This window comes from Paenibacillus sp. RC67 (assembly GCF_030020805.1).
In the GTDB taxonomy this organism is placed as follows: domain Bacteria; phylum Bacillota; class Bacilli; order Paenibacillales; family NBRC-103111; genus Paenibacillus_S.
Window position 1 is genome coordinate 4,442,625 of record NZ_CP125098.1, and the last position, 25,973, is coordinate 4,468,597.

General features: G+C 44.6%; 28 protein-coding genes and 1 riboswitch. Of the genes, 8 read left to right on the top strand and 20 right to left on the bottom strand.

Features of this window, described 5'->3' with window-relative positions:
• Positions 1–20: 20 nt before the first annotated feature.
• The 6 genes from QMA13_RS20235 to QMA13_RS20260 all read right to left on the bottom strand — a co-directional run bounded on the left by QMA13_RS20235 (position 21) and on the right by QMA13_RS20260 (position 6,812).
• Complete coding sequence (locus QMA13_RS20235; protein ID WP_282935555.1) at positions 21–668, bottom strand: DUF1266 domain-containing protein; 648 nt, start codon at positions 666–668, stop codon at positions 21–23.
• A complete protein-coding gene (locus QMA13_RS20240) occupies positions 665–1,744 on the bottom strand; it encodes a J domain-containing protein (protein WP_282935556.1) in 1,080 nt (359 codons plus the stop codon). The genes QMA13_RS20235 and QMA13_RS20240 overlap by 4 nt, the downstream gene beginning before the upstream one ends.
• Before the next feature lie 18 nt (positions 1,745–1,762).
• Positions 1,763–2,410 (bottom strand): DUF1266 domain-containing protein, encoded by a 648-nt coding sequence (locus tag QMA13_RS20245; protein WP_282935557.1) that lies wholly within the window; start codon positions 2,408–2,410, stop codon positions 1,763–1,765.
• A gap of 25 nt (positions 2,411–2,435) precedes the next feature.
• Positions 2,436–4,439 (bottom strand): J domain-containing protein, encoded by a 2,004-nt coding sequence (locus tag QMA13_RS20250; RefSeq protein ID WP_282943461.1) that lies wholly within the window; start codon positions 4,437–4,439, stop codon positions 2,436–2,438.
• Positions 4,439–6,139, bottom strand: coding sequence for a molecular chaperone HscC (locus QMA13_RS20255; protein ID WP_282935558.1), 1,701 nt, complete (start codon positions 6,137–6,139; stop codon positions 4,439–4,441). The genes QMA13_RS20250 and QMA13_RS20255 overlap by 1 nt, the downstream gene beginning before the upstream one ends.
• A 205-nt stretch (positions 6,140–6,344) precedes the next feature.
• Positions 6,345–6,812 carry a DUF2306 domain-containing protein gene (locus QMA13_RS20260; protein ID WP_282935559.1) on the bottom strand — a complete coding sequence of 156 codons (468 nt, stop codon included), beginning with the start codon at positions 6,810–6,812 and terminating at the stop codon, positions 6,345–6,347.
• Positions 6,813–6,945: 133 nt separating this feature from the next.
• On the opposite strand from QMA13_RS20260, the gene QMA13_RS20265 reads away from it, so the two are divergent.
• Positions 6,946–7,116, top strand: a complete 171-nt coding sequence (locus QMA13_RS20265) for a hypothetical protein (protein ID WP_282935560.1) — start codon at positions 6,946–6,948, stop codon at positions 7,114–7,116.
• A gap of 39 nt (positions 7,117–7,155) precedes the next feature.
• On the opposite strand, the gene QMA13_RS20270 is transcribed toward QMA13_RS20265, so the two are convergent.
• Together QMA13_RS20270 and QMA13_RS20275 are read right to left on the bottom strand one after the other, a co-directional pair.
• Positions 7,156–7,329 carry a hypothetical protein gene (locus tag QMA13_RS20270; RefSeq protein ID WP_282935561.1) on the bottom strand — a complete coding sequence of 58 codons (174 nt, stop codon included), beginning with the start codon at positions 7,327–7,329 and terminating at the stop codon, positions 7,156–7,158.
• Positions 7,330–7,361: 32 nt separating this feature from the next.
• Positions 7,362–8,066, bottom strand: coding sequence for a PIG-L deacetylase family protein (locus QMA13_RS20275; protein WP_282935562.1), 705 nt, complete (start codon positions 8,064–8,066; stop codon positions 7,362–7,364).
• A 128-nt stretch (positions 8,067–8,194) separates the two neighbouring features.
• Between QMA13_RS20275 and QMA13_RS20280 the strand changes: the two genes are divergently transcribed.
• Both QMA13_RS20280 and QMA13_RS20290 read left to right on the top strand, forming a co-directional pair.
• Positions 8,195–8,455 (top strand): hypothetical protein, encoded by a 261-nt coding sequence (locus QMA13_RS20280; RefSeq protein ID WP_282935563.1) that lies wholly within the window; start codon positions 8,195–8,197, stop codon positions 8,453–8,455.
• Between the two features lie 427 nt (positions 8,456–8,882).
• Positions 8,883–9,500: a nitroreductase family protein gene (locus QMA13_RS20290; RefSeq protein WP_282935565.1), complete on the top strand. Its 618-nt coding sequence runs from the start codon at positions 8,883–8,885 to the stop codon at positions 9,498–9,500.
• Between the two features lie 55 nt (positions 9,501–9,555).
• Here the strand turns inward: QMA13_RS20290 and QMA13_RS20295 are convergent, their stop codons facing one another.
• Together QMA13_RS20295 and QMA13_RS36670 are read right to left on the bottom strand one after the other, a co-directional pair.
• Complete coding sequence (locus QMA13_RS20295) at positions 9,556–9,681, bottom strand: hypothetical protein (protein WP_282935566.1); 126 nt, start codon at positions 9,679–9,681, stop codon at positions 9,556–9,558.
• A complete protein-coding gene (locus QMA13_RS36670) occupies positions 9,663–9,755 on the bottom strand; it encodes a helix-turn-helix domain-containing protein (RefSeq protein WP_481858236.1) in 93 nt (30 codons plus the stop codon). Before QMA13_RS36670 ends, QMA13_RS20295 begins: the two co-directional genes overlap by 19 nt.
• Before the next feature lie 226 nt (positions 9,756–9,981).
• Here QMA13_RS36670 and QMA13_RS20300 point away from each other — a divergent pair, with 226 nt between their 5' ends.
• Positions 9,982–10,206 (top strand): hypothetical protein, encoded by a 225-nt coding sequence (locus QMA13_RS20300; protein ID WP_282935567.1) that lies wholly within the window; start codon positions 9,982–9,984, stop codon positions 10,204–10,206.
• On the opposite strand, the gene QMA13_RS20305 is transcribed toward QMA13_RS20300, so the two are convergent.
• The 5 genes from QMA13_RS20305 to glgB all read right to left on the bottom strand — a co-directional run bounded on the left by QMA13_RS20305 (position 10,207) and on the right by glgB (position 16,841).
• Positions 10,207–11,046, bottom strand: coding sequence for an HAD family hydrolase (locus tag QMA13_RS20305; RefSeq protein ID WP_282935568.1), 840 nt, complete (start codon positions 11,044–11,046; stop codon positions 10,207–10,209). It lies immediately after the preceding gene.
• 93 nt (positions 11,047–11,139) lie between these two features.
• A complete protein-coding gene (glgA, locus tag QMA13_RS20310) occupies positions 11,140–12,567 on the bottom strand; it encodes a glycogen synthase GlgA (RefSeq protein ID WP_282935569.1) in 1,428 nt (475 codons plus the stop codon).
• Between the two features lie 63 nt (positions 12,568–12,630).
• Positions 12,631–13,731 carry a glucose-1-phosphate adenylyltransferase subunit GlgD gene (glgD, locus tag QMA13_RS20315; protein WP_282943463.1) on the bottom strand — a complete coding sequence of 367 codons (1,101 nt, stop codon included), beginning with the start codon at positions 13,729–13,731 and terminating at the stop codon, positions 12,631–12,633.
• A gap of 15 nt (positions 13,732–13,746) precedes the next feature.
• Positions 13,747–14,910, bottom strand: a complete 1,164-nt coding sequence (locus QMA13_RS20320; protein WP_282935570.1) for a glucose-1-phosphate adenylyltransferase — start codon at positions 14,908–14,910, stop codon at positions 13,747–13,749.
• Positions 14,911–14,915: 5 nt separating this feature from the next.
• A complete protein-coding gene (glgB, locus tag QMA13_RS20325) occupies positions 14,916–16,841 on the bottom strand; it encodes a 1,4-alpha-glucan branching protein GlgB (protein ID WP_282935571.1) in 1,926 nt (641 codons plus the stop codon).
• 213 nt (positions 16,842–17,054) lie between these two features.
• On the opposite strand from glgB, the gene QMA13_RS20330 reads away from it, so the two are divergent.
• From QMA13_RS20330 to QMA13_RS20340, 3 genes are all read left to right on the top strand, one after another.
• Positions 17,055–18,179, top strand: a complete 1,125-nt coding sequence (locus QMA13_RS20330; protein ID WP_282935572.1) for a peptidylprolyl isomerase — start codon at positions 17,055–17,057, stop codon at positions 18,177–18,179.
• Positions 18,180–18,312: 133 nt separating this feature from the next.
• Positions 18,313–19,176: a class I SAM-dependent methyltransferase gene (locus tag QMA13_RS20335; protein ID WP_282935573.1), complete on the top strand. Its 864-nt coding sequence runs from the start codon at positions 18,313–18,315 to the stop codon at positions 19,174–19,176.
• 3 nt (positions 19,177–19,179) lie between these two features.
• Positions 19,180–19,881 (top strand): RluA family pseudouridine synthase, encoded by a 702-nt coding sequence (locus tag QMA13_RS20340; RefSeq protein ID WP_282935574.1) that lies wholly within the window; start codon positions 19,180–19,182, stop codon positions 19,879–19,881.
• Positions 19,882–19,979: 98 nt separating this feature from the next.
• Here the strand turns inward: QMA13_RS20340 and QMA13_RS20345 are convergent, their stop codons facing one another.
• From QMA13_RS20345 to QMA13_RS20360, 4 genes are all read right to left on the bottom strand, one after another.
• The gene (locus QMA13_RS20345; protein ID WP_282935575.1) at positions 19,980–20,729 is read right to left on the bottom strand and encodes an ABC transporter permease; all 750 of its coding nucleotides are present in this window, start codon (positions 20,727–20,729) and stop codon (positions 19,980–19,982) included.
• Positions 20,726–21,481: an ABC transporter ATP-binding protein gene (locus QMA13_RS20350; RefSeq protein ID WP_481857998.1), complete on the bottom strand. Its 756-nt coding sequence runs from the start codon at positions 21,479–21,481 to the stop codon at positions 20,726–20,728. The genes QMA13_RS20345 and QMA13_RS20350 overlap by 4 nt, the downstream gene beginning before the upstream one ends.
• A gap of 201 nt (positions 21,482–21,682) precedes the next feature.
• The gene (locus tag QMA13_RS20355) at positions 21,683–22,522 is read right to left on the bottom strand and encodes a bifunctional 5,10-methylenetetrahydrofolate dehydrogenase/5,10-methenyltetrahydrofolate cyclohydrolase (RefSeq protein ID WP_282935577.1); all 840 of its coding nucleotides are present in this window, start codon (positions 22,520–22,522) and stop codon (positions 21,683–21,685) included.
• Positions 22,523–22,584: 62 nt separating this feature from the next.
• A riboswitch (ZMP/ZTP riboswitch) is annotated at positions 22,585–22,665 on the bottom strand.
• 39 nt (positions 22,666–22,704) lie between these two features.
• On the bottom strand, positions 22,705–23,112 hold the full coding sequence (locus QMA13_RS20360) for a MarR family winged helix-turn-helix transcriptional regulator (protein ID WP_282935578.1): 408 nt from the start codon (positions 23,110–23,112) through the stop codon (positions 22,705–22,707).
• Positions 23,113–23,370: 258 nt separating this feature from the next.
• Here QMA13_RS20360 and QMA13_RS20365 point away from each other — a divergent pair, with 258 nt between their 5' ends.
• Positions 23,371–23,538: a hypothetical protein gene (locus QMA13_RS20365; RefSeq protein ID WP_282935579.1), complete on the top strand. Its 168-nt coding sequence runs from the start codon at positions 23,371–23,373 to the stop codon at positions 23,536–23,538.
• Here QMA13_RS20365 and gyrA read toward each other — a convergent pair.
• The gene (gyrA, locus tag QMA13_RS20370) at positions 23,535–25,970 is read right to left on the bottom strand and encodes a DNA gyrase subunit A (protein WP_282935580.1); all 2,436 of its coding nucleotides are present in this window, start codon (positions 25,968–25,970) and stop codon (positions 23,535–23,537) included. The genes QMA13_RS20365 and gyrA overlap by 4 nt on opposite strands.
• Positions 25,971–25,973: the final 3 nt, after the last annotated feature.

Below are 25,973 nucleotides of genomic sequence, written 5' to 3' on the forward strand. Positions count from 1 at the left end.
CCATTTTTTACAGGTAATCATCACCTTAGATTTAAACCGGCTAATGGGCTTTCAGCTCCCGTAAGCAGCTTGATCAAGAAACCATTGTAATTCTTCACGTAATCCAAGGAAGGACTCGCATCAAAAAAATCAGCTCCCGCCGCATAGCTAATTAAATATTCATTCCAGGTAGAATACGATTTCCTTGCGTCGCTAAGGCTCATTGCTGCAATCCTCCATTGATCATCTTCCGTCAAGTAACCAAGATGATATCCAGCACAGCATAAATAGACACACCAGGAATGATCAAATGCTGCTATGCCCTCCATAGGAAGGCGTGTCAAATAATAGTTGGCGACCCGCATCCTGTTCGTTCGCCTTTCCTTCTCCGGAAGCTCTTGCAAGTATCGGCTTCTCTCCCTTTCGGTAAGCCCTGATAGGAGCATGCGATAATCTTGAAACTCTTTACGGAGGCCCGTATCAAACAGCCACTGAAGAGTTGGTCTTATGGAATGTTGATCATCGCTTCCCCACAGCTCAAGTGCATTTCGCAGGCGTGTTTTATTTTCGAACACCATGTGCATTTTATTAGCTAGAGAATAGGCCATCTGTCCTTTCATGCAAAAAGAAGACAGTGCGTTAACGTATAAAGCCAACTGCCTGCGGACTCTCGGATCATAGTAATTCAACGAATGTTCACCCTTTTCGCTTCAAGCTCAGCAAGCTGTATAACCGCTTCGATATCCAATGGCTGGATATGGATGATGCGTTGGTACATTTCCTTAGCCTGCTCCTGCTCCCTTAACCTTCTATAGCATTTTCCTGCTAACGACAATGCGTCCAGGTGCTCCGGGTCAAGAGACAGAATATGCTGTAAATCTAGAATCGCTTTGGTAAAAAGCTCTTTTTCAAAATGGATTCGTGCCCTGTACATATACAAATCAAGCTCATTCGGGACGATTCGAATACATCGCTCAATGGCTTCTAATGCCTCCGGAAAGCTGCTTTGCCTGAGATAAAACTCCCCTCTCAGACGCAATAAATCCGGATCATCCGCAAATAAAGTATGCGCCTTCGTAAGCATTGCTTCTGTAAGCTGCATGTTGTTTTCCTTTAGTGCAATGAGGGCCTTCAATCGGTATTCGAGAAATGCGTCGACTTCCGCAAATTCTTCAATATACGTGTACCGCAAGCTAGATATATAGTGAGGATCAGCAAATACATGAAGAAAAATAGTAGGAAACCGTTTAGCAAATGAGTCTGCATCGTTTCGTATCGTGTCTGTCCAATGAAAGCCATCATTCAACATTCTCCATACTTCCCTAGGTAAATAGGGATGCTGTTCTATATAAACGGACATTTGCTCTCGCACCGCTTTTTGCAGTCTTATATTCCACATAACATCTTCTTGCAGCAGATTAAGCCAAGAGGCTGGTTCAATCCGGGAAGCATAATCCTGATAGACTTCATGAACCTTTTCCATAAATACCTCTACAAGCTCTTCCTGATTAGTCCGTTGATGAGATATAGCATGTAATGAACGCAAGGAAGGGAGGAAGACAACGTCTTCTTCCCTCGTGCTGTGATTCATTGCTTGCCTTTTCCGTTTAACAACCATAATTGCCCGATCGTAAGCTTCTCTAAGCTTCTGGTATCCTTCGGGATCTTCTTCAGGATGATGCTGCTTCAGTTTTTGAACATAGGCCTTCTTGATAACCGAACTATCTTCCGTTGGATTGATACCCAATTGATCCCATATATCCAATGATCCACTCCCACCTAACTACCTTAAATTTGCTTGCCATAATGGACTGTAATGGGATGTTAACAATTTAGTGAGGAGCGCTTTGTTCTCACTAATATAGTCGGCACTCTGATTTACGGAAATAAAGGCAGAACCCACTGAGAAACTGATTAAAAAGTCTTTCCAATTGGAATAACGGCTCTTAACAGTCTGGATCACTTCATTTAGATAAGTCCACTTTTCCTCCTCAGTTAAGTAGTCCATCTTATAGCCGGCGCAGCACTTGAATACTACCCATGCATAATCATTGGCAGCTATCCCCCCTGCAGGCATCCGTCCTAAATATTCATTTACGATGGACAGCTTATAGCTCTGCGTCGGATTATCCTTCTCCAATTCGATATATCGCGTTCTATCTGATTCTGAAAGGACAGATAATGTACGGCTCATGTCCGCAAATTCTGCTCTGCTCCCTACCTTCAAGGACCAGCTTATATTTTCTTTGAGCTCATCGGAACTCCCAACACCCCAATGATTACAAAAATTTCGCAAGTAGTTTCTTTTCGAATAAATCCAATTCGGATTTTGGACATGGTAGTCGCCATCTCTCCCAACGATACACATCGCTGTCAGTGCATCGATATAAGGCTGAGAAGCGAATTTCGCATTTACAGCAGAAGCATTCAATGTCTAGTCTCTCCTCTATGATCCATTAAGTATAACGGAGGAACCTCCATACTCTCCGGACTTCCTTAAATACAGAAATGTAGTACAAGAGCAATACGAAAATATATAAGTAGATCCGCAGCGGCACGCTGTTATGATTTTGGACCGGCTTCGATACGGAATCCAAATATTTTTCGTTTAAAGGATGTTGTATGGCCTTGGGGTATTTCTTTTGCCATTTATCGTATTCACCCCGTAGTGCTTCCGAATCCAAGGGACGAACCGTTCCGTCGACTTCAATCGATTTGTTATCGTATATTTCTTTCGCCTGCTTATAGTTGCTCAATATCATAATGGGTTCGCCATTTAAATAGCCTACACATAAATAGCCTTCAACATATGACAGCAAATCTTGTTTCTCTACTTCAGCTGTAGAGAGATACAAGGTCTTCTCTTGCCCGTTATCGTCCTTCATCTTGATCTGATTAATCCCCATGTAAACTGCATTCGACAGCTTCATATGCACAGCGTTTACCTTCGGAGGAAGATAATCAAGATCACCCAATGATGTAACCGTCTGGGTTTCCACAGGTTTAAACACATTGACCATATAACTAATCGGAGTCTCTCCCGTATGCTTTATAAAAGAAGAAGATATGAGGAAATGAAGCGAAATAACCGCAATCAAGCTGAACCATTTACCACCAACAAGAAGTAAAGCACCAAGCTTCAGACGTTTACTTAAAGGTGTCTTTCCAAGATCCTGCTTAAGCTGCTTCAGTTCCGTTCTCTTGCCGCTTCCCCTGTGCTTCTTAATCATTTCTACTCTTTGAGCTTGGATTTCAGCTATGGCAAGCATCGCTTCTATATCATTGGGATTTGCTTTCTCCATCCTTTTATATACTTCAAGAGCCCTGTCATGATCTCCGAGCTTTCTATATGAGCTTCCCGCTAAGGAAAGAGCAAGAGGATGGTTCGGAGCTAGATCAAGAACCCGAGAGAGATCCTCCAGCGCATCCTGCGCTTCTCCCTGCTCAAGCTTGATATGAGCCCGTTTCAAATACCCTTCCCATGAGTCTGGCATGACTTCAATGAGGATATTGCTTGCTAATAAAGCCTGTGACAAGTTGCCTAATTGTAAATAACATTCGATTTGCAGTCTAATCACATCGGGATCGGATCGGAACCTTTCTGCTGCTTTTCTTAAGAAGCTCTCGGCCGCTTGATAGTCCTGTTCCAGTAAAGCCAATAAACCTTGTTCCCTATGCAGCAGAAAAGCATCATAATCCAAATTCTTAACATTCAAAAGAGCTGAGTATCCTCTATTTACTAGTTGTTCATGCCCGATCGCATAAGCATACACTTTAGGGTACTGCTCCTTGAACTTGTCCTCATCCTCTGATGCAAGCTCTTTCCACTGAAATGCCTTAACAAGAAGCTTCCACACGGCATCAGGTAAAAAATGGTGTTTTTCTAAATATTCAAGCAATCTGTGGGATACACGGCTCTGCACATTCACATTCCACATGACATCCGTATTTAACAGCTCCAGCCAGGCATCTGTGTCCACTCGCAAAGAAAAGTTTCCATATAACGCTTCGACCTGTTCAATAAACAGTTCCACCGGGTTATCTGGAATACGGGGCTCATTCTGATCCAAATAGGACAATAACCGATGTACCTGAAACGGATGATCCGATTCTGTCTCATCCTCATCCTCTGAATCGTAATCCTCATTATCCTTCAGCTCATAATGGATCTCTTCATGAACGAAGCTCTCTTCTCCTTTTTCCTGCTCAAGCTCCGAGGCTGCGGACGCTTCCAGCTTATGGTCCTCACTCTCACTTTGACTCTCATAAGAAATGGGGTTCGCTTCTTTTTTGTTACGCTGCTTAGCCAGCTTCAGCGCTTGATCATAAGCTTCCCTTAGCCTTTGATAGCCTTCTGGATCTTCCTCCGGATGATAAACCTTCAGCTTGGCTGCATAAGCTCTCTTGATTGCTGACACATCATCCGTTGGTGCTATATCGAGAATATTCCATATTTGCATCAATAGTCACGCCACCTCTCCAAGTGCACCAGCTGTTTCTTGAGAGTGGCAGCAGCCTTTTTAACCTCCTGCTCATTTTGAGAGGCAAGGACTCGTTCAAATTGCTCTAGCAGAAATGAAATTTCTGATCGTTTCTCTCCTAACGCTTCCTCGTACAGCCTTTCCCCCTTGGCTAGGAGCAATCGGTTCTCCGTCCTCTCACGAGGATGAATCTTGATATCCTTCAGTTGCTTCAATCTTTCCTCGATCTCTTGCTGCGTCAGCTTGCCCGGATTTTTCTCAATAATGGTTTTCTGCTTTACTCCGGTGCTTATGGTGGTGACCTCCACCTCCAAAATACCGTTGATATCATAGGTGAATCTCACATCAATCGCTTGCTCGCCCGCATCATCTGGAGGCACCTGCACGGACAGCTCACCAAGTTTAATGTTCTGATCTACTTTGCGGCTCTCTCCTTGGTATACGTTGACTCGAATGCTTTTCTGCTGATCGTGAACCGTATAGAACGTTTCTACTTTACTGACCGGGATGGGGGTATTTCGTTCAATAATGGGGCTGAAGTGACCGCTGTCGAAATGGCCGTTCCCCATTGTCTTAGTAATTTCGATTCCCAATGTATAAGGACATACGTCTGTTAGTACGACTTCCTTCAGTGCCTCGTTCCTTTCCTTTAGGGCAACCTGTATGGCTGCCCCTAAGGCAACCGCCTCATCTGGGTTGATCTGACTATAAGGCAGCTTCCCGAACATTTTGCTGACGACCGATTTGATGACTGGCATACGTGTGGCACCGCCGATCAAGATGACCGCATCCAATTCATCCGGTGAAATGGAAGCATCGCGAAGCGCTCGTTCAATAGGATGACGCAGCCGCAGTATGAGCTGACCCGCTATTTTCTCAAAATCATTCCGGTCTATAGTCAGCTCGTATTCTTGCTCCTTCCAGTTAAAGCTCATTTGTCCAGCTTGACCGCTGCCCAGGGCACGCTTGCATATCTCAGCCTGCTTGAAAAGAGCAGAACGCGCCTTGAAATCCAATTCCTGGTAGTCGATCCCCTTGGTTTCATAAAAATAAGAAACGAGCAGTTGGGTAAAATCCTCGCCTCCCAAATAATTATCTCCGGCAATGGACTGTACTTCCATGACACCTTCAAAAAACTCCAAAATGGATACATCGAAAGTTCCTCCACCTAAATCAAAGACTAGGAACTTCGTATCCGATTGCTGCTGATGAAGACCGTAAGAAATGGCAGCAGCTGTAGGCTCACTGATAAGTCGCTCTACCTTCAGACCTGCAATCTCTGCCGCGCGCTTGGTTGCCTTACGCTGGGTGTCGTTGAAATATGCAGGTACACTGATCACTGCCTCTGTCACTTCTTGTCCAAGAAAGGCTTCTGCATCCGATTTCAATGACTTTACGATAAAAGACGACAGTTCCTCAGGCGAAAAGGAGTATCGCCCCAGACGGAATATTTTCTCCGTTCCCATGTATCTCTTGAAAGTCGCCGCCGTAAGATCAGGGTGAGTAATTAGCCGTTCTTTCGCTATTTGTCCGACAAGGATTTCACCGTTTTCATCTACACTGACTATAGAAGGGGTCAAGCGCTCCCCAAGTACATTCGGTATAATTACGGGACCGTCTTCAGTCCAATAAGCAACCAGACTGTTTGTCGTTCCCAAATCAATGCCAATCATTGTCATTGCTTGTTACCTCGATTCAAATTTGTATTGTTTTAGGAAAAGGATCTTCATTTCCCATATTGTTAATTATCGGAAAATGAATTCATTTTTTAAAGTCCGCTTTAGCATGAAACGAATACTATTACTTTTCCGAATAAAAACAGGATGTCAGTAACATCCTGACATCCGTACTGTCCCTATTTAACAACAAAAAAAGCTTGATCTCTCAAGCTTTTCTCGTACGTTTATATTTCCTGCCCACCATGATAATAATGGGAGTTCCTATTATTGTCGGTAATAACCAAATGACCAGCACAGGCAGCTGATTCAAGCCTGGAATGTGATGTCCGTTTACGACAAGCACGGCAGTTATGATTCCTATGTAAGAGCCTAGCATACCGCCAATGTGCCTACTAAGCCAGCCCGCACGTTGGCTTTTTTTGGCTGTGTATCCATACAACGCTAAGGCATAAGAGAAGATGGCAATATAAAATAAATACGCGCTCTCCGACCAATGCATAATAGCCATACAAATAGAACTTAGCAGAATCACAACGTAACAAGCATGATAGATTTCCCCAGAAGCAGTATGCAATCCTTTTCTTTTTTTGACCGAAGCCGATATCGCGCCCGTAAACAGACAAATTGTACCTGCAGCGATATGCAATATAAGAATCAGTCTAAAAACATCCACGATACAATGCCTCATCCCTCTTATTAAATTGCCACTCTCAATTCCCTTGACCTTCCAGTTCTATTCTTGTATTGGCTGCTAATAATTGCTAATATAATGCTCTACCCCAAATAACTTACATCAGGTGAGACTAATGGATTCGGAAAAGTTTTATGAAGAACTAAAGCTTTATCGTGGCGAAGATCGAGCTAAATTACTGATGCATCAGGTAAAATCGATTCTATCAACCAATCAGCAGCAGAAATGGTGGCAAAAATTTTCGTTGTTTAACAAACCGAAGACGCAGCCGAAGGGCTGGGACTAACAGGAGGGGCCCCCCCCCTCCAAATCTTAGATTACACCGTTAGCCTTCAATGCTGAAGACAACCCATTTATTCAATTCATCCTTATTTTTAACAAATTCATCTTGATCCATGACGGCATATTCGTTCGAATCAGGAAACCATATCACAAAATACGATTTACTGTTCTCTCTGAACAACTTTTTGGCCATATCGATAGCGTATTGTTTTGTCAAATGAACGACTCCCCTTTTACCATCCTCATTAATCAGATGATTCCATCATAGATCCACTGCTCTAATCTTGAAGGGTACCAGGCTCCTCTTTCCCATGCAAGAACAAATGATTCATACCGCCGGTTTTCAGGGAACGATTCCAGATCGCCAAAGTATCTTTTAATAGCATAAATTTGCGATGCATGGGCGCGCAGAGCTTCGGCTTTCATAGCCCAATACGGTTCCGTATCCAAAGTAATCGAGGGATGATGACCGTTCTCTTTCAAAGTATTGGATGCAATGTAATAAAGCTTTTGAACCGAAGGGCAGCGTCCACTTAAAACGGCAGAGGTAGCAATTTTAGATATAGTCATATGATCGGGATGAAAATTACCCCCATCCTCCGGAAAAGTGACAACCACCTCAGGCCTATGTTCACGAATAAAATCGATCACTCGTTCCGTAAATGTACTTGCCTCGATTTCTTTTAATTTCCCGTCCGGATACCCCAGATGCTCCACCTTGCCTAATCCAAGAATATTAGCCGCATTAATCATCTCCCGTTCACGCTGTGCTCCGAGCTCTTCGTTCGATAGATGACCTACATCGCCATTCTTCTTCCCGGCATCCCCTCGGGTAGCCAACAATAGTACAGGCGCTTCCCCTTGCTCTGCAAGGCGTTTAATTAAACTCGCGCATAGAAAGGTCTCATCATCGGGATGAGCAAATATAAAAGCGGTTGATCGACTCATCATCATCCTCCTCCTCCCACTTATTATATCAATACTTTGCGATAGACATAAGAGGAGCGAAACCATATTAAGCCCGAACCATATTAATAGAAAAACATATACTATACCATGTCCCACTCGAAAGGAGGAGTATTATGTCTACTCATCATAATTATAAAAAATGCAAGCAATATATGCACCGTCAGGTCCGAATCACTACCGTTCACGGTAAAACCTATGTTGGCAAAATTGTAAAAGTGGATAAAAATAAAGTATATATTCAAGCTGTTCGCCCTGCCGGAAAAAATAAAGCTACCGTTTCTTTCTTCCCTTTCATACTCCCACTTGTCTTATTTGATTTGCTTGTCATTGCTCTGTTCGAAAGTAGACCCCGGTTCGGTCGCGGCTGCTTCTAATCGAAAGTCCCTCTGTTATGAGGGGCTTTTTTTTATTAACAACTCATGCCGTAGCCGGCTGTTCATTCTTTAAGAATACATGAACTTGGCTGCACAAACCTGCATGGTATAACTTAGTATCAAAATAATGAAATCCGCTTTTGAATACGACTTCATCTTTCGTATAGTTAAAATGATGCAGATTTTTACAAAAGATACAATAGTACATAAGTCGCACCTCTTTTTTCTTAATCAATATCAATTTACACATACTATTATGAAGAAAATATGATTATTATGCAGATTTTTGTGAAATTTTTGTAAATAATGGTATACGATGATTTGTTGTTATATAGTTTAGTTTAGAGAGTAATCAATATACCGTTGCTTACAAATGATAAGTGTGTTATATTACATATAATTCCTATTGGAAAGGTGGTATTTTAGTATGAGTAATTCCAGTTTGGTTCTTAATCAGGTTCATGAAGAGGTTCAGGCTCATCGCAAATCCGAATATCCCATCAATCCTGTCTTTCTGAATCGTTGGTCACCTCGTGCCTATTCCAATCAAAAGGTATCAGACGCAGACCTTCTCACCGTCTTGGAAGCCGCTCATTGGGCACCTTCCTCGTTTAACGACCAGCCTTGGCGTTTTATCGTTGCCAAAACGGATGAGCAGCTAGCCGTATTTCATCAGTTCCTAAATGAATTTAACCGGTCATGGGCTGATAAAGCTCCTGTTCTGGTGTTAATTGCTTCAGACAAAACAAGAGCCAATGGAGATGCAAACCCTGCTCACTCGTTTGATGCGGGAACCGCATGGGGCTATTTGGCACTTCAGGCCAAATTGCTTGGTTTGGCAACTCATGCCATAGGCGGTTTTGATAAAGCTCAAGCTCGCGCTTTGTTGAATGTACCTGACGAATTTGAATTGCATGCCGTGGTGACGATCGGTTATCAGGGGGATGCAAGCATACTGCCAGAGCCGCTCCAGCAGCGTGAAGTACCTAATGAGCGGAGACCGCTCCAAGAAGTTATTTATGAAGGAAGCGTAGCATCCAAATAAACGCACTAAAGCGGAGCATCCAGTGCTCCGCTTTTTTTTAATGATTCCACTTGCGTTAAGTCTGATAATACGTTTGTTTCTCCGTCTCCTTCACAGGCTGAAGCACGACTTGGTGCAGCGCAGAGCGGTCAATAATTTTAATCTTCCCTCTTTGGGTAACATTCAGCTGGAACGTCGCCATTCGCCCAGTATGCGAGCAACTGTTTGTCTAGTCAAACCACAGCATTGAGCTAAAAATTGTTGGGATACCGAGATGCTTCCTCTCCCTCTTCTATATAATAGCGCTCACATGGAAAGTGTACTTGGAATAAGCTAGCTCCGTCTATCACATATGCGACACAACAGAAAAAACCTCGCACTCTACGCACGAGGTTCCTACCTTATTTATGTCATATTCAATAATGCGGATACATATAATGAATATCATGTCCAATTATGGAACAAGCATGAGCCTATAGCAAAAAGGGGAGCGTGATTGCACGTGTGGGAAAGCGTACTAAAAAAAGAACAATGGGAAATTCAAGTCGACCAAGATCATAAATCGATTATGCTTAACGTCTCCACAAATCCTATGAACGACGAAACCGTTTCTTTGCAATTAGATCAGTCCGAGCTTTTCGAGCTCATCCATACGTTTTTATCGATCAATCGTTCCTTTAATAATGAGACTATGTACTACGATGATTTGGCTGCCGATCATTCGTAATTAGGTCTCCAGCAAACCCTGAATGTACTTGGCTACTCCGTCTTCCGAATTCGATTCGATTGTCCTATCCGCTATCGCTTTAAGCTCAGGCTGGGCATTGGCAACAGCAATTCTTAAGCCGGCAGCTTCAAACAATCCGATATCGTTCAAATTATCGCCAAACACGATAATATCCTCTGGTAAGCAGCCTATATGATTCGCCCACATCAGCAATCCGTCTCGTTTGTTAGCTTTCGGATGGCTTACTTCCAGAAAATAATGATTCGCAATGTAATTGTCCGGCATGAAATGCAGGTGGACTCCATCCTGAAACTGATCACGGATCGCCTGCACTAAGAGTTCCAGCTCTTCTTTAAGACCTATATAGGTAAGGATCAACGTTTGAAAAAGCTCAGAGTAGAGCAGCTCCGGGAGCTCGCGGAATCTTGTATCATTAGGACGGCTAGCAAGAAACTCCAGATCACCTTTACGCTGGAGTGGTTCATGCAGCACTCTTTCCTCATTGTGGTTATCCAAAGCAAACCATAACGGACTTAAACCAAATCCTTTACCTAAACGAATCACTTGATCGGTGAGCGATGGGTCAAGAAAGGCTCCATCCAGCTTTTTCATTTCAAGTGGATCGAACAAGAGTGCTCCATTATAAAGAATCAATGGATACTTCCATTTAACATTGCCTACAACGGCTGTAGAGCTTTTATAGCTTCTGGCTGTCGCATAGCTCATGACAATGCCTTGCTCCAACGCAGAATGAACCACTTCTTCGGCAAAAGGCGACAATACAGCATCCGAACGAAGCAGCGTACCGTCCAAATCAGTGACTACGTAGTATTTTTCCAAACGTATCCCCTCTTTTGTTTGCATATTAAAAACGTAAACCAACGCCTATAAGACGTTGGTTTATGGTCGTTCTATTAGCTTATAGCCGACTCTCTAATGGATCAATTGCTCATACAAGGCAGCGTATTGCTGGGCGGATTTGCGCCAGCTGAAATCCTTTTTCTTGATGTTGGCCATGATCCTGCCCCAGGACTCTTCATCATGATACAGATTCACGGCTCTTTCCACGGTGTACAGCATATCGTGCGCATTGTAATGAGTAAAGCTGAACCCCGTTCCTTCTCCGGTCAATTCGTTGTAAGGCTGTACAGTATCCTTCAATCCTCCTGTTTCGCGTACAATTGGAACAGAGCGATAACGCATCGCTATGAGCTGTCCAATTCCGCACGGCTCGAACTGGGACGGCATAAGGAACATGTCTGAACCAGCATAAATTTGGCGTGCCAATCCTTCATTGAACCCAATGTTCGCCGACAGCTTGTCCGGATAACGGTCTGCAGCCCAGCGGAACAGCTGTTCAAATCGATGCTCACCTGTTCCCAGGATAACCCATTGCGCGTCGATTCTTATTAATTCTTCAATAACCCTATCAATTAAAGCAAGGCCTTTTTGATCGACCAGACGCGTAACGAGCGCTATCAACGGAACATCCTTATTCACCGGCAGGCCGAGCTTCTCTTGCAGCTTGACTTTGTTCAGCAGCTTTTTCGGTATGGAATCCCGGTAATTGACTTCCAAATGGGGGTCGTTCATCGGATCAAATTCTTCGTAATCTATCCCATTGACAATTCCAAGAAGTCGTCCACTTTGGCTGCGCATCAGGCTATCCAAGTACTCACCGTAAAAAGGAGTCTGAATTTCCTGGGCATAAGTCGGACTTACAGTCGTAATGTAATCCGAGTACAGCAAGCCGCCTTTCATAAAGCTGGCTCCCCCATACTGCTCCAGTGCATACCCCGTAAAGTGTTCATCTCCTAAAGCGAAGAAATCTTTAAACTGCTCTTTGGCGAACACACCTTGGTACTTCAGATTGTGAATCGTCATCACCGTTTTTATATGAGCGTACTCTGGTTGATAGCTGAAATGAGCCCTGTAGAGCACGGGGATCATGCCGGCTTGCCAATCATGACAATGAATAATGTCTGGAATGAAATCCATATGCTGCATCGAATCCATGACTGCCCGACAGAAAAAAGCATACCGTTCCGCATCATCGCCATAACCATAACAGCCCCGGCGATTGTAATAATATTCGTTATCTACAAAATAAAACTGGATGCCTTCATGCTCTAGCTTGAAAAGGCCGCAATACAGCTCTCTCCAACCCATTTGTAATGTGAAGGTAGCAACAGTCTCCATAGCTTGGGTATAGGTCTCGGGGATATCCTCATACTTGGGCAGTATGACTCTAACATCGATCCCTTGCTTTGCCAATTCCTTAGGCAATGATCCAATAACATCGGCCAAGCCTCCCGTTTTGGCAAAAGGTACGGCTTCCGACGCGGCGAATAACACTTTCATGGCTTCCTACCACTCCTTTATTATTTTGCGTGTTGGAAAATAATTTCCAACACGCTATTTTATCTAAATAACCTTGGTCTTGGAAGCAATAAACGGTGCTTGTTTGTCTCCTGTCAGTACTCGTCCTCGACTGATAAACACATCCTTATCCAGAATCGCATTCTCAATAATGACGTTTTCTTCAATTTCGCAGTTTTGCAAGATGATGCTGTTCTTCACGTAAGCTCCTTTGCGGATCTTAACGCCCCGGAACAAGATGCTGTTCTCCACCTTGCCTTCAATGGTGCATCCATTGGCAATCAATGCATTGCGAGCATGTGCGTTTTCCGCATAGCGGGCAGGAGGCTCATCCTTAACCTTAGTGAAGATCAGATTCTTCTGGAAGAACAGTTCGCGCCATACCTTCGGATTCAATAGCTGCATGCTATGCTTGTAGTAGCTTTGTATCGTATTCACTATGCCAGTATGCCCGGTATGCAGATAACCATAGACGCTGAGCTTATCGATATTTTTCATAATTCCATCTCTTACCAAATGGTCATAACCCTGCGCCAAGCAAGATTCGACCATATCCAGAAGCAGCTCCTTGCTCATCACATACATCTCCATAGAGATGTTATCATTCCGCAAGCGCCCTGAATGATCCTCCATAACGGTTACCTGACCGTCCTCCTTGACGGCAAGCCGGCGAAACTTAGCAAATTCCTCATCCTCAGCCTGCTTATAGACAACAGTGATATCTGCGTTATTCTCCAGGTGTTGATCCAATACGTCGTTCAGATCGATATTGCACACAATATGGCTGCGGGAAATAACGACATACTCTTCCCTGGCACGGTAGAAGTAGTCCCGATGGCTATAGAATTGAAATAAATCGCCGCGCGCCATTCCTGTCGTTTCATGAAGGATCGCTGGCAGCAGGAACAAGCCCCCGCGTTTGCGGTCCAGATCCCATTCCTTGCCCGAGCCGAGATGGTCCATCAAGGAACGGAATTTATGCTGAGTAAACACAGCAACATTTTCCATGCCCGAATTCACCATGTTCGATAACGTAAAATCAATCAAGCGATATCTCGCTCCGAACGGCACGGAGGCCACGCAGCGAGAATAGGTCAGTTCTTCCAGGTCATCCGGTTCGTTCACCAGATTGATTACGCCCATCATACGCTTCATAAGAACTCACCCTTTCAAATTGGCCATCGTTGCCATATTGATAATCTCGTTACCGCCGATCAACACAATGTTGGAGTTCTCATCTGGCTCACCAATCACGCAGCCATCTTCAATGACAGTACCTTCGCCAATGATGGCTTTGTATATTTTTACGTTGTTCCCGATACGTACATTCGGCATAATGACGGAATCTTTAATAAAGCTTCCTTCCCCTACCTGTACTCCATAGAACAAGACGGAATGGTCTACTTCCCCGAAGACACTGCAGCCTTCGTTAACCAAACTGCGATGTATTTGTGCAGTTGGAGCTATATATTGACCCGGATGGCATGGATTAACTGAATAAATACGCCACTCACGGTCATTAAGGTTGAATTGCGGTTCATTTTCCAGCAAGTCCATGTTGGCTTCCCATAGGCTTTCTATCGTCCCCACATCTTTCCAGTAGCCTTCGAACGGATAAGCAAACAGGTTTAATTTTTCCCGCAGCATAAGCGGAATAACATCTTTTCCGAAGTCTTTGCTTGAATCCGGATTCGTTTCATCCTTACTCAAATACGATTTGAGCACCTGCCAATTGAATATGTAAATGCCCATGGAAGCCAGATTGCTCTTAGGCTCTTTCGGCTTTTCGGCAAACTCGACGACACGTTCTTCATCGTCCGTACTCATAATACCGAAGCGGCTTGCTTCCTCCCACTTCACCTCGATGACAGCAATAGTTGCATCGGCCTCTTTTTGCTTATGAAAATCAAGCATGGCGTCGTAATCCATCTTATAGATGTGATCACCCGAAATGACAAGCACATACTCAGGGTCATATTGCTCAATGAACGAAATATTGCGGTAAATGGCGTTAGCCGTTCCTTTGTACCAATCCCCGCCCTGCTGCTCCATATACGGAGGCAGAACAGTAACACCGCCGTTTTTGCGGTCTAGATCCCAAGGCGTTCCAATGCCGATATATGTATTTAAAACCAAAGGTTGATATTGTGTAAGGACTCCAACGGTATCAATCCCTGAGTTCGTGCAATTGCTTAGCGTAAAATCAATAATACGGTACTTTCCTCCAAAATGAACCGCAGGCTTCGCCAGTTTATTGGTCAACACGCCTAAACGACGTCCTTCACCTCCCGCAAGCAGCATGGCCACACACTCTTTTTTTCGCATCCAACCTATCCCCTTTCTCTTTTACCAGTGGTTGCTTTACGTCGAATCTTGACGGGCTTTATTAAGACGGTTGCTAACGGTGGAATCGTAATATGCAAGCTGAACGGCTGCGAATGCCATGCCATCTTATCGGTTTTCAGCTTGCCCGTATTCAACTGCCCAGACCCGCCATAGACAGGGGTATCACTGTTAAATAACTCCCTATATTCTCCTGCATGCGGAACGCCGATTCGGTATCGTGCGTGAGTTACCGGTGTAAAGTTGCATACTGCAATTAAGAAATCATCTGGGTCGTTTGATTGTCTGATAAAGGTGACGATACTCTGGTTGCGATCATGCGGATCAATCCAAGTAAAGCCTTCGGGCCTATGGTCAAGCTCCCAAAGGGACTTCTCCTGCAAATAAAGGTGGTTTAAATCGTGGACATATTGATGCATACTGCGGTGACTGTCATAGGTGAGCATCTCCCAATCCAAATCTTCGAGATCCTTCCATTCGTCAAACTGACCGAATTCACCGCCCATGAACAGCAGCTTTTTACCGGGATGTGCCATCATATAACCGAGCAGCACCCGTAAGTTAGCGAATTTTTGCCAGTAATCACCGGGCATTTTGTTGAGAAGCGATTTTTTGCCGTGAACGACCTCATCATGCGACAGAGGCAGCACGTAATTTTCGGAGTAAGTATACATAAAAGAAAAAGTAAGCAGGTTATGCTTGCCTTTACGGAAATAAGGGTCGGTCTCCATATAACGGAGCATATCGTTCATCCAGCCCATATTCCATTTGTAGTTAAATCCAAGACCTCCAGAATGAACAGGCGCCGTTACAAGCGGCCAATCACTAGAATCCTCAGCCATCATGAGCGCGTTAGGGTAGTGTGCGAACACCGTCTGGTTAAGCTTTTTCAAAAAAGCTATTGCCTCCAGGTTTTCATCCCCGCCTTGCTCGTTCTTAACCCACTGCTCCCGTGGCTTTCCGAAATTCAAGTACAAGAGACTAGCTACTGCATCTACACGCAAGCCATCAATATGGAACATATCCATCCAGAACAATGCGTTGGAGATGAGAAAGCTGACGACTTCAGGCTTGGAAAAATCGAACGCCATCGTCCCCCACTGCGGTTTCTCTGCCCGTGCTGGATCCTTGTGCTCGTACAGCGGCTGGCCGTCAAAGTGGCGCAGTCCATGATCATCTTTGACAAAATGTCCAGGAACCCAATCCATAATGACGCCGATACCGAACTGATGACAACGGTCCACAAAATACATGAAGTCCTTGGGTGTTCCGAAACGGCTAGTCACCGAAAAATATCCTGTTGCCTGATAACCCCAGGAACGATCATACGGATGCTCGGACAGCGGAAGCAGCTCAATATGGGTATATCCCATATGAACGACATAATCTACCAGCTCGTCGGCAAGCTCCCTGTATGTGTAGTACTGATCCTCAGCCTTCTTTTTCCAAGTGCCCATATGAACTTCATAGATGTTCATCGGGCTTGTATAAGGCGATTGCTGCTGAAGCCGCCACTCCTGGTCATGCCATTCGTAGCCTTCTAACGATGTTACACGTGAGGCCGTTCCCGGTTTAAGCTCAGAGTAAAAAGCATACGGGTCCGCCTTCCACACTAATGTGCCTTGTGCGGTTACGATTTCGTACTTGTAGTACTCGCCTTCCCTGACTCCCGGAATAAACAAGCTCCATACTCCCCAGGTGCTAACCTTATGAAGTACATGATTGCTTCCGTTCCAGAAGTTAAAATCCCCAATAACTCGGATTTCACGGGCATGCGGTGCCCAGACGGTAAACCGAACGCCAAGGGTGCCTTCATGTTCCGTAAAATGCGCTCCCAGTACCCGGTAACTGCGGAATAAGCTCCCCTCATGAAACAGGTAAAGATCTTCCGGACCGGGGATTACGCTCATCATAGGTCATACATCCCCTTTTTGTTCAATTTTGCGGCCTCTATTAATCAAATACTACATCGGGCTGCAAATTCCTTTACGTATTTTGCAAATTCTACAGCAATTCTGAAAACATGCTTATTTTTCATCTGTAGGCAGGAAATCGCCTCTTCAGCTTGAATACCTTCTATTGGACAAAAACATGGAACCAGAAAAAGAGAGGATGAATTACCCCCAATGAATGACAAGTTGAAAGGGCTCGTGCTTGGACTATCCCTAGGCGTTATGCTGACAGGATCTGTCGCCTATGCCAGCGGATCACAGATTGAAGTATATTTTCAGAACATCAAATATATGTTTGACGGAATCGTGAAAACACCGACCGAAGAACAGGGTCAAGGGTTTATCTATAACGGAACTACTTATGTACCTCTCCGATTTGTCAGCGAAGCCTTGGGCAAGGAAGTACAATGGGACGGCGATACCCAAACGGCATGGATCGGTAAAAAAATCGATATGGCTGCTGTAGTAGCTACCTATGAAGGCGGTCAAGTAACCCGTGGCGATTACGAGAAATTCGCATCCATTCTGCGTATGACCGATCAACAATATGCTGGCAAAGAACCTGACAATGCATTCAAACAATATGTTATTAACCAAATTATCGCATCTCGTATCATCGACAGCAAATTAAGTAAAGAACTGCGAGCATCAGCAGCCGAATCCGCTGAGGAGCAAATCGATGAAGCACAAGCGTTTTTGGACGCTCACGCTGCAGAAATGAACAAACAAGGAATCACTCAGAACGATATGCGGGATTTCGTGCAAAACATCGTGGCTGCCCAGACGTGGTTCGAATCGACTGCCGACGAAACAACTATCAAAGCAGATTATGACAAGAAAGTAAGCAGTAATGACGAAAATGTGATCACCGCATCGGTACGCCATATTCTCATCATGAAAGAGGATGATAAAGGGCAGGCACGTTCCAAAGATGCAATCGATAAAAAAGTGAAAGAAGTACAAGATAAGTTGAAGAACGGTGAGGATTTCGCTGTATTAGCCAAACAGTATTCCGAAGATCCGGGCTCCAGTAATAACGGCGGCTTGTACACCGACACACCTGTTGTTAAATGGACTGATGCATTCAAGAAAGCGACGATTTCTCTGGAGCTCAACAAAATCAGTGAGCCTGTAGAAACCGAATATGGATACCATATTATTCGTGTCGAGTCGAGAAGCTTCATTCCTTACGAGGAAGTCAAGGAAACGTTTAAAAATAGCTTAATCCATACTAATTATAACCAATTTATGACAAAAGAGCTTCCAGCCCTCATCAAAAAAGTCGATTTGCCTAAATAAAATAATATTGGTGAAAGGCCGGGGATATTCCCCGGCCTTTTCCGCATGGCATTGTGCAAGCAATTAGTGTAAAATGTGGTAGGATCAATTGATTAGATATACATGGGTAGAACCATAGAAGGAAGGTAACGTCATGTTTGCAGCACACGATTGGAAAGATTATGAATTAATCGATACGGGCGACGGAGAGAAACTGGAGCGTTGGGGAAGCATCGTGCTTCGGCGGCCTGACCCGCAAATCATTTGGCCGATCGGCAAGGAGACAGGCCAATGGAGAAATGCTGATGCTCACTATCATAGAAGCACCAGCGGCGGCGGCCAATGGGAGAATAAGCGGGATATTCCGGAACGTTGGACCATCTCCTACGATAAATTGTCATTTCATATCAAACCTACAAGCTTTAAGCATACCGGCCTATTCCCGGAACAAGCAGCGAACTGGAAATGGATGATCGATAAGATTCAAGGATCTGGCCGTAAAATTCGCGTACTGAATCTATTTGCCTATACTGGAGGTGCAAGTGTAGCCTGCGCTTATGCCGGAGCTGAGGTAGTTCACGTTGATGCATCTAAAGGCGTAGTTCAATGGGCCAAAGATAACTTGCAGCTGTCCGGGCTTGGTGAGCGCCCTGTTCGTTTCATTACGGACGATGTCTTTAAGTTCGTGCAACGCGAACAGCGCCGCGGAAGTAAATACGATGCGATCATCATGGACCCTCCGTCCTATGGCCGCGGTCCTAACGGTGAAACGTGGAAGCTGGAGACCAACCTGTACCCATTTGTCGAGTCCTGCATGCAAATTATGTCGGACAAGCCGTTATTTATGCTTATCAATTCGTATACAACAGGAATTTCGGCAACCGTACTGAAAAATATTTTGGCTATGTCCATGGGTAGATCTTATGGAGGGAATATTACTTGCGGTGAAATCGGATTGCCGATCACGAATTCCAAGCTGATGCTTCCTTGCGGCATACTGGGACGTTGGGAGGCTTAACAGATGGCGCAAGCCTCTATTCCTTCCATTCCAGTATTGTATGAGGATAATCATGTCATTGTTGTCGTCAAACCGGTGAACGTCCCTACACAAGAAGATGATTCGCATGATCCGGATTTGCTCACGATGATCAAGCAGGACTTGAAGCATCGGCACCAAAAGCCCGGCAACGTCTACTTGGGACTCGTGCATCGATTAGATCGACCTGTGGGAGGGGTCATGGTATTTGCCAAAACCTCAAAAGCGGCTTCACGTTTATCCGACGCAGTTCGAACCCGTTCCATACGCAAAGTATATACGGCAGTTGTGAACGGCAAACCGAAGCAGCCTCAAGGAACTTTGACCCACTACTTGCTTAAAGACTCCAAAACCAACATGGTTTCCGTAGTTCCTGCCAATAAAACAGGGGCTAAAGAAGCAGTACTCGACTACCAAGTCGTCGATCATATCGAAGGACTGTCTCTAGTTCGAGTGGAGCTGCATACCGGACGCCCCCACCAGATAAGGGTTCAATTTTCTACCATTGGATGCCCGCTAGTTGGAGATCAGCGTTACGGCGCTCATTTAACGAAGCCGGGACAGCAAATCGCTCTCTGGTCTACGGAGCTCAGCTTCGAGCATCCTACGACGAAAGAAACATTAAGCTTTCATTCGCAGCCTCCAAAGGCTTACCCTTGGTTTTTGTGGAACGATAGATTTCAATAAGAAGGATTATGAAAAGACCTGGCCGCTAAGCCAGGTCTTTTCTATTATTATGATATTCTCTCGGTTCTATATATTTTATTCTATAACTCTCTTTTCACTCAAACTGAGCGAAGTCTATCATCTTTTGTAAACCAGAGTTTATAACTTACCAGACTTAATATAATGCTAGTTAGAGCAGCTGACGATACTAGAGTAAACATGATTAGAATCTGATACTTTACAGCCTCGACCGGATTAGCACCTGCGACTATCATCCCTGTCATCATCCCGGGCAGTTGTACCAAACCTACCGTTTTCATTCCATCTATTGTAGGAATCATGCTGGATTTGACGGATCGCTTCAATGGTTCATGAATCGCTTGCCGCGCCGTCGCTCCGAGAGATAAAAGCACTTCAATTTCTCCCTTGGAAGCTTGAACCTCCCGCTTCATTTGGTTAATGAACAAGCCAGAAACAACCATAGCACTTCCGATGGTTATCCCGCTCATTGGTATGATGTATTGGGGAGTCTTCTCAATAATTCCTAACCCTAGCAGAAGCCCCATGGTCATACATTCCGTTGTTGTAATCGCAAGTGCGATTCGCCATCGAATACCTGAAAGCCCCTTCCCTCTCGATCCTGCATTCCATGAAGCTACTACAATCATCATACAAAGGATAAGAACTAGAAAGCTTGTTTGTTGAGCATTAAATACAAATTGCAGTACATAGCCTATCAAAAGTAATTGAACGGCTGAACGAACGGTACCTATTGCTATTTCTTTGCCCAAGCCTAGCTTTTGCCACATGGAAATAAGGATTGTAATGCCTATAAACACAAGAGTAAAACTTAACGCTACATTATTCATGCTCTATCTTCACTGCCCTTCGTAACTTGTAAAAACTGCCGCCCAAGTTCCGATTCCGGACACTCGAAAAAGGCTTCCGTCGAATTATTCTCCAACAGAGTATGATTCGCCATGAACCAAACGCGATGACTGGTTAAACGAGCTTGCTCCAAATCATGCGTTACCCATATCATCGAGGTTCCTTCCTTGTTGTGCCACGCTTTCAGCAGCTGTTCTACTGCCTGTTTGCTATGCATATCCAATGAAGCTGTAATTTCGTCCAACAAAAGAATTTGCGGTTGTAAAAGCAATGAACGGACAAGAGCGACTCTCTGCTTCTCACCACCTGATAAATCTGACGCCTTCTTGCTCCAATCCAAATAGTCCAATCCAACATCGCTAAGCAATTGTTCCGCAAGGGGTTGATTAAAGGGCTGGCGATGCAAAAGGCTAACCGTCTGCAAATTATGCTCTACTGATCCTTCCAGCATAACCGCATGCTGAGCAACGTAGCATACTTTTTTACGCCAAGCTTGCGGGCTCCACTCCGTTGAATGGCGTCCTTCATATTGAATCGTTCCTTCATCAGCTGCATCCAGCATCCCAATGATACGTAATAAAGTGCTCTTCCCTTGACCTGACAACCCAAGCAGGGAGATAATCGTTGGCTCCGTAATACGACCATTCACTCCAGAAAATAAACATTTCCGTTCTTCCTGTTGAACTATATTTTTTGTAAGCTCTTGTATCTCTAATAACGAATATTGGTTCACTTAATACTCCTTCCTAAAGCTGCAATGACGATACCGTTCTGTCGAATCCTGTTTATTATAACTTTTTCCATAAGGTTTAGCATAGACATAGGTTAAAAAAGGCTATGTCTATAACAGATTAAGTGAATTGCGGAGCCTTCATAAAAAAAGGCTCACCCATAACCATTTTCATGGTTTCTGGGAGAGCCCTTTATCAAAAAATTACTTGGAACACATTCTCTCGGCAGCATCTACCGTATGTTTAAGCAGCATAGCAATCGTCACAGGACCGACTCCGGCAGGTACTGGAGTGATAGCACCAGCATTAAGCAAGCAGGCATCGTAATCGACGTCACCCACATTTCCTTTGTTGTAGCCTGCGTCCATTACGACGGCACCCGGTTTGATCCAATCGCCTTGAACAAATTTCGGTTTTCCTACCGCTGCAACAACGATATCCGCAGATTTTACGATTTCGTCCAAACGCTCCGTCTTCGAGTGGCATATCGTTACCGTAGCATTACGATTTAGCAGCATTAGTGAAACCGGTTTGCCCAAGATCGGACTCCGTCCAATGACAACCGCATGCTTGCCTTCGATTGGAAGGTTATAAGCATCCAGGATAGTCATAATTGCGGCTGGCGTACAAGAAGGATATAACCCGAACCCGAATGCCGTTTGCGCAAAACCTAGTGTTGTAACGCCATCTACATCCTTATCAATACTGATAGCCTCGAAAGCCGCACGCTCATCGATATGATGAGGCACCGGATGCTGCAGCAAAATACCATGAACCGTAGCGTCATCGTTCAATTTACGAATCTCATCCACTAACTGCTCCGTAGTTGTACTTTCATCCAAATGAATACGTCTGGATTCCATCCCTAGTTTCCTGCAGGCGTTACCTTTCATGCGTACATACGTCTCAGACGACGAATCGGCTCCTACTAGAATCGTAGCTAGACAAGGGGTGACGTTGCCAGCTATTAGCTTCTGAATTCTTGGTCCCAACTTCTCTTTAATACGTGCTGCTACGCTTGCTCCATCCAAAATCATGCTCATTTGCCGATCATCCTTTCGGTTGTTAGAATAGAACGCAAAAAGGCAAGAGGGAACTTCCCTCTTACCTTTGCCCAGGCGTACGGCTAAACCTACCTATGTGCTCCCTCATGGTTCCCCATGTTCCGCCAGTTACACATAGTTTAAATTAAGATTATAATAACCTTTATTTCATCAACTCGCAACTAGGCATTTGCAACTTTACCCAGTAAATACACCAGCAGTTGTTGATTATGAGCAGATATGCGGCTTAAGTAGTTTTGCAGAAAACGTTCACGGATAACGACACCGCGCTCGCATTCCTCATTTCCTTTATCCGTTACTTGTACCCAAACGATGCGTCTGTCCTTGCCGTCGCGTTCTCTAGATATTAATCCGGCTTTTTCCATCCGGTCCAGTAAAGTCGTAATGGCCGCCGGTGTTGTATCCAAAAATTCAATGAAATCCGACGGTTTCATCTTCTCATGTCCTGACAAAAGCTCAAGTACCGTTAGTTGTCCTTCCGTCAATGTAGGAGAAAGCTCGGTTTCCATGTGGCTGCGCAAATCCTTAGACAGCTTCCACCACAACTTAGCAAATTCCTGAGTAATCACTGATCATCACTCCTGCATCTACTATACTTTTAATATCATTCTCATTTGCTGCGTACTCTGCTATGATTCATCCGAATCTTTCTTGCTGTTATCCTTATTATACCATTGTATTCATCCCATTTAAAGGTTAACAGCATAAATACTTTAAGACATTAAACGATAAAAATCAGGAACATTAGACCCTATTCAACATATATTGCTACATGGGCTTTTGACTATAAGCGGAGCTTGTCATTTCATGCGAAGGAGTGATTCCAGATGGAAGCATGGAAACAATTAATCGGAGAAAAGGCATTGGAGAAAGGAATAATAAACGACCCACAATGGCTTGGCAAATTGGATGAACCGATGCCTGTGTGGGTCGTACTGGAACTAATCTTAAAATGTATGGAGCGAATGGAATCCGACTATAGCAGCTACGATTAATCGACCTTGAGCAAGTCTGTAATCAGATCCGTTTTAGATATAGCAACCGCTTGTTTTCCGGTTGATTTGCGCTGTTCAATAGGTGTGCTTTCCGACGAGAAGGATACACGTTCTCCGCTTTGTAAAACAGCGGTAATCAATATTTCCTCTTTTACGGCATAAGCCTTCACAAGTGCGGAACCGTTAGGCTTAACACGTTTTCCGTCTTTGAATTCAAACGTGATGATTCCTTTGCCGCCTCTGCCTTGAACCGGGTAGTCCAAAATTAGTGAACGCTTGGCGTAGCCTAGATCCGTGACGACAAGCAGTTCGCCCTCTTCCCCGTCAATCCACTCAGCGCTGATGACTTCATCATCATCCTTTAATTGAATTCCGCGAACCCCGGCCGCGGCGCGACCCATCGGGTTCACCTCATCCTCTTTGAATCGGATCGCCATCCCTTGCTTAGTTACAAGCAAGATATCTTTGTCATTCGTGCTAAGCTGAACATCGAGAATGGCGTCATTCTCGCCAACTTTACTCGCCACAATACCAATGGAACGATTGGTCATGTAATCCTTCAGCTCTGTACGCTTCACTTGCCCTCTCTTGCTCACAAACACAAGCGATTTGCCTGGCTCCTCAAAGTCGCGTACCGGTATCACATTAACAATACGGTCATCTTTTGGTGTCGGAATGACGTTCACGATAGCCGTCCCGTTTTCTTTCCACTTATATTCAGGCACCTGATGAACAGGAAGCAGATAGTACTGGCCTTTTTGCGTAAAGATAAGCAGGTTATCCAGTGTATTTACTTCTAGAAGGTGACGAATATAATCGCCTTCCTTCAAGCCGGTCTTCTCTAATTCCCCACCCGAGCGGGTAAAAGACAGCTTGCTTGTCCGCTTGATATATCCCTCATTGGACAAGGTGACAAAGACGTCCTCAGCTGAAACCATAACCTCTAGGTTAACCTTCAGCTCTTCGACCTCATTCTGAATGTCCGAACGGCGATCTATGCCGTATTTATTACGAATTCCAGTCATTTCTTCCTTGATGACCGACATAAGCTTCTTCTCGCTGCTTAATATTCCACGCAAATAAGCGATTGTTTTTTGGACATCATTCAATTCCTTCTCGATAGAATGAATCTCCAGATTGGTCAAACGATACAGCTGCAAAGTGAGTATCGAATCTGCCTGACGTTCGGTAAAACCGAACTGGGCAACCAAATTATTTTGAGCGTCTTGACGGTTCTTGGATGCTTTAATGCATGCGATAACTTCATCCAATATGTTAAGAGCTTTGGCCAAGCCTTCGAGTACATGGGCTCTATCCTCTGCCTTTTCCAGCTCATACTGGGAGCGATGAGTAACCACTTCCTTCTGATGCTCGATGTAGGCGCGCAAAATTTCTTTTACACCCATCTGTTTCGGCGTTTTATTTACGATGGCCACCATATTAAAGTTATAAGTGACCTGGAGATCCGTCTTCTTGAATAAGTAAGCCAATATGCCTTGAGCATCGGCATCTTTTTTCAATTCCACAACGATACGCAAACCATTGCGTCCGCTCTCGTCCCTTACAACCGATATGCCTTCGATCTTTTTCTCCAAACGAATATTTTCCATCGCAGTGACAAGTCTTGACTTAACCACTTGATAAGGAATTTCCGTAATGACGATCTGTTGAACGCCTCCACGCATCGTTTCGATCTCTGTACGCGATCTGAGATAAATTCGACCTTTCCCTGATCCGAAAGCCTCACGGATTCCTTCAGAGCCCATAATAATGCCTCCTGTAGGGAAATCCGGTCCTTTCATAATCTGCATTAGGTCGTCTAACTCGATGTCGGGACGATCCATCATGGCTATACATGCGTCGATAACCTCACGAAGGTTATGAGGGGGGATTTCCGTTGCAAAACCGGATGAAATCCCGCTTACGCCGTTTACGAGCAAATTCGGATAACGCGCAGGCAGCACCACGGGCTCCTTCGTCGTATTATCGAAGTTATCTTTGAACAGCACGGTGCGTTTCTCAATATCTCGCAATAACTCCATCGCGATTTCCGATAGGCGGGCTTCGGTATAACGCATAGCAGCCGGAGGATCGTCATCGATCGATCCCCAGTTACCGTGGCCGTCAACCAGCATATGGCCCATTTTCCAATGCTGCGCCATCCGTACCATTCCTTCGTAGATAGGAGCGTCACCATGTGGATGATAGTTACCCATCACGTCACCGACAGTCTTAGCCGATTTCCGGTAAGGTTTATCCGGTGTGTTGCCCGAATCATACATAGCATACAAAATACGGCGCTGCACCGGCTTCAAGCCGTCCCGCACATCGGGAATCGCGCGGTCCTGAATAATATATTTAGAGTAGCGACCGAATCGGTCTCCTACTACTTCTTCCAAATAAGCGGGTAAAAATTTTTCTAATATGGTCACGAT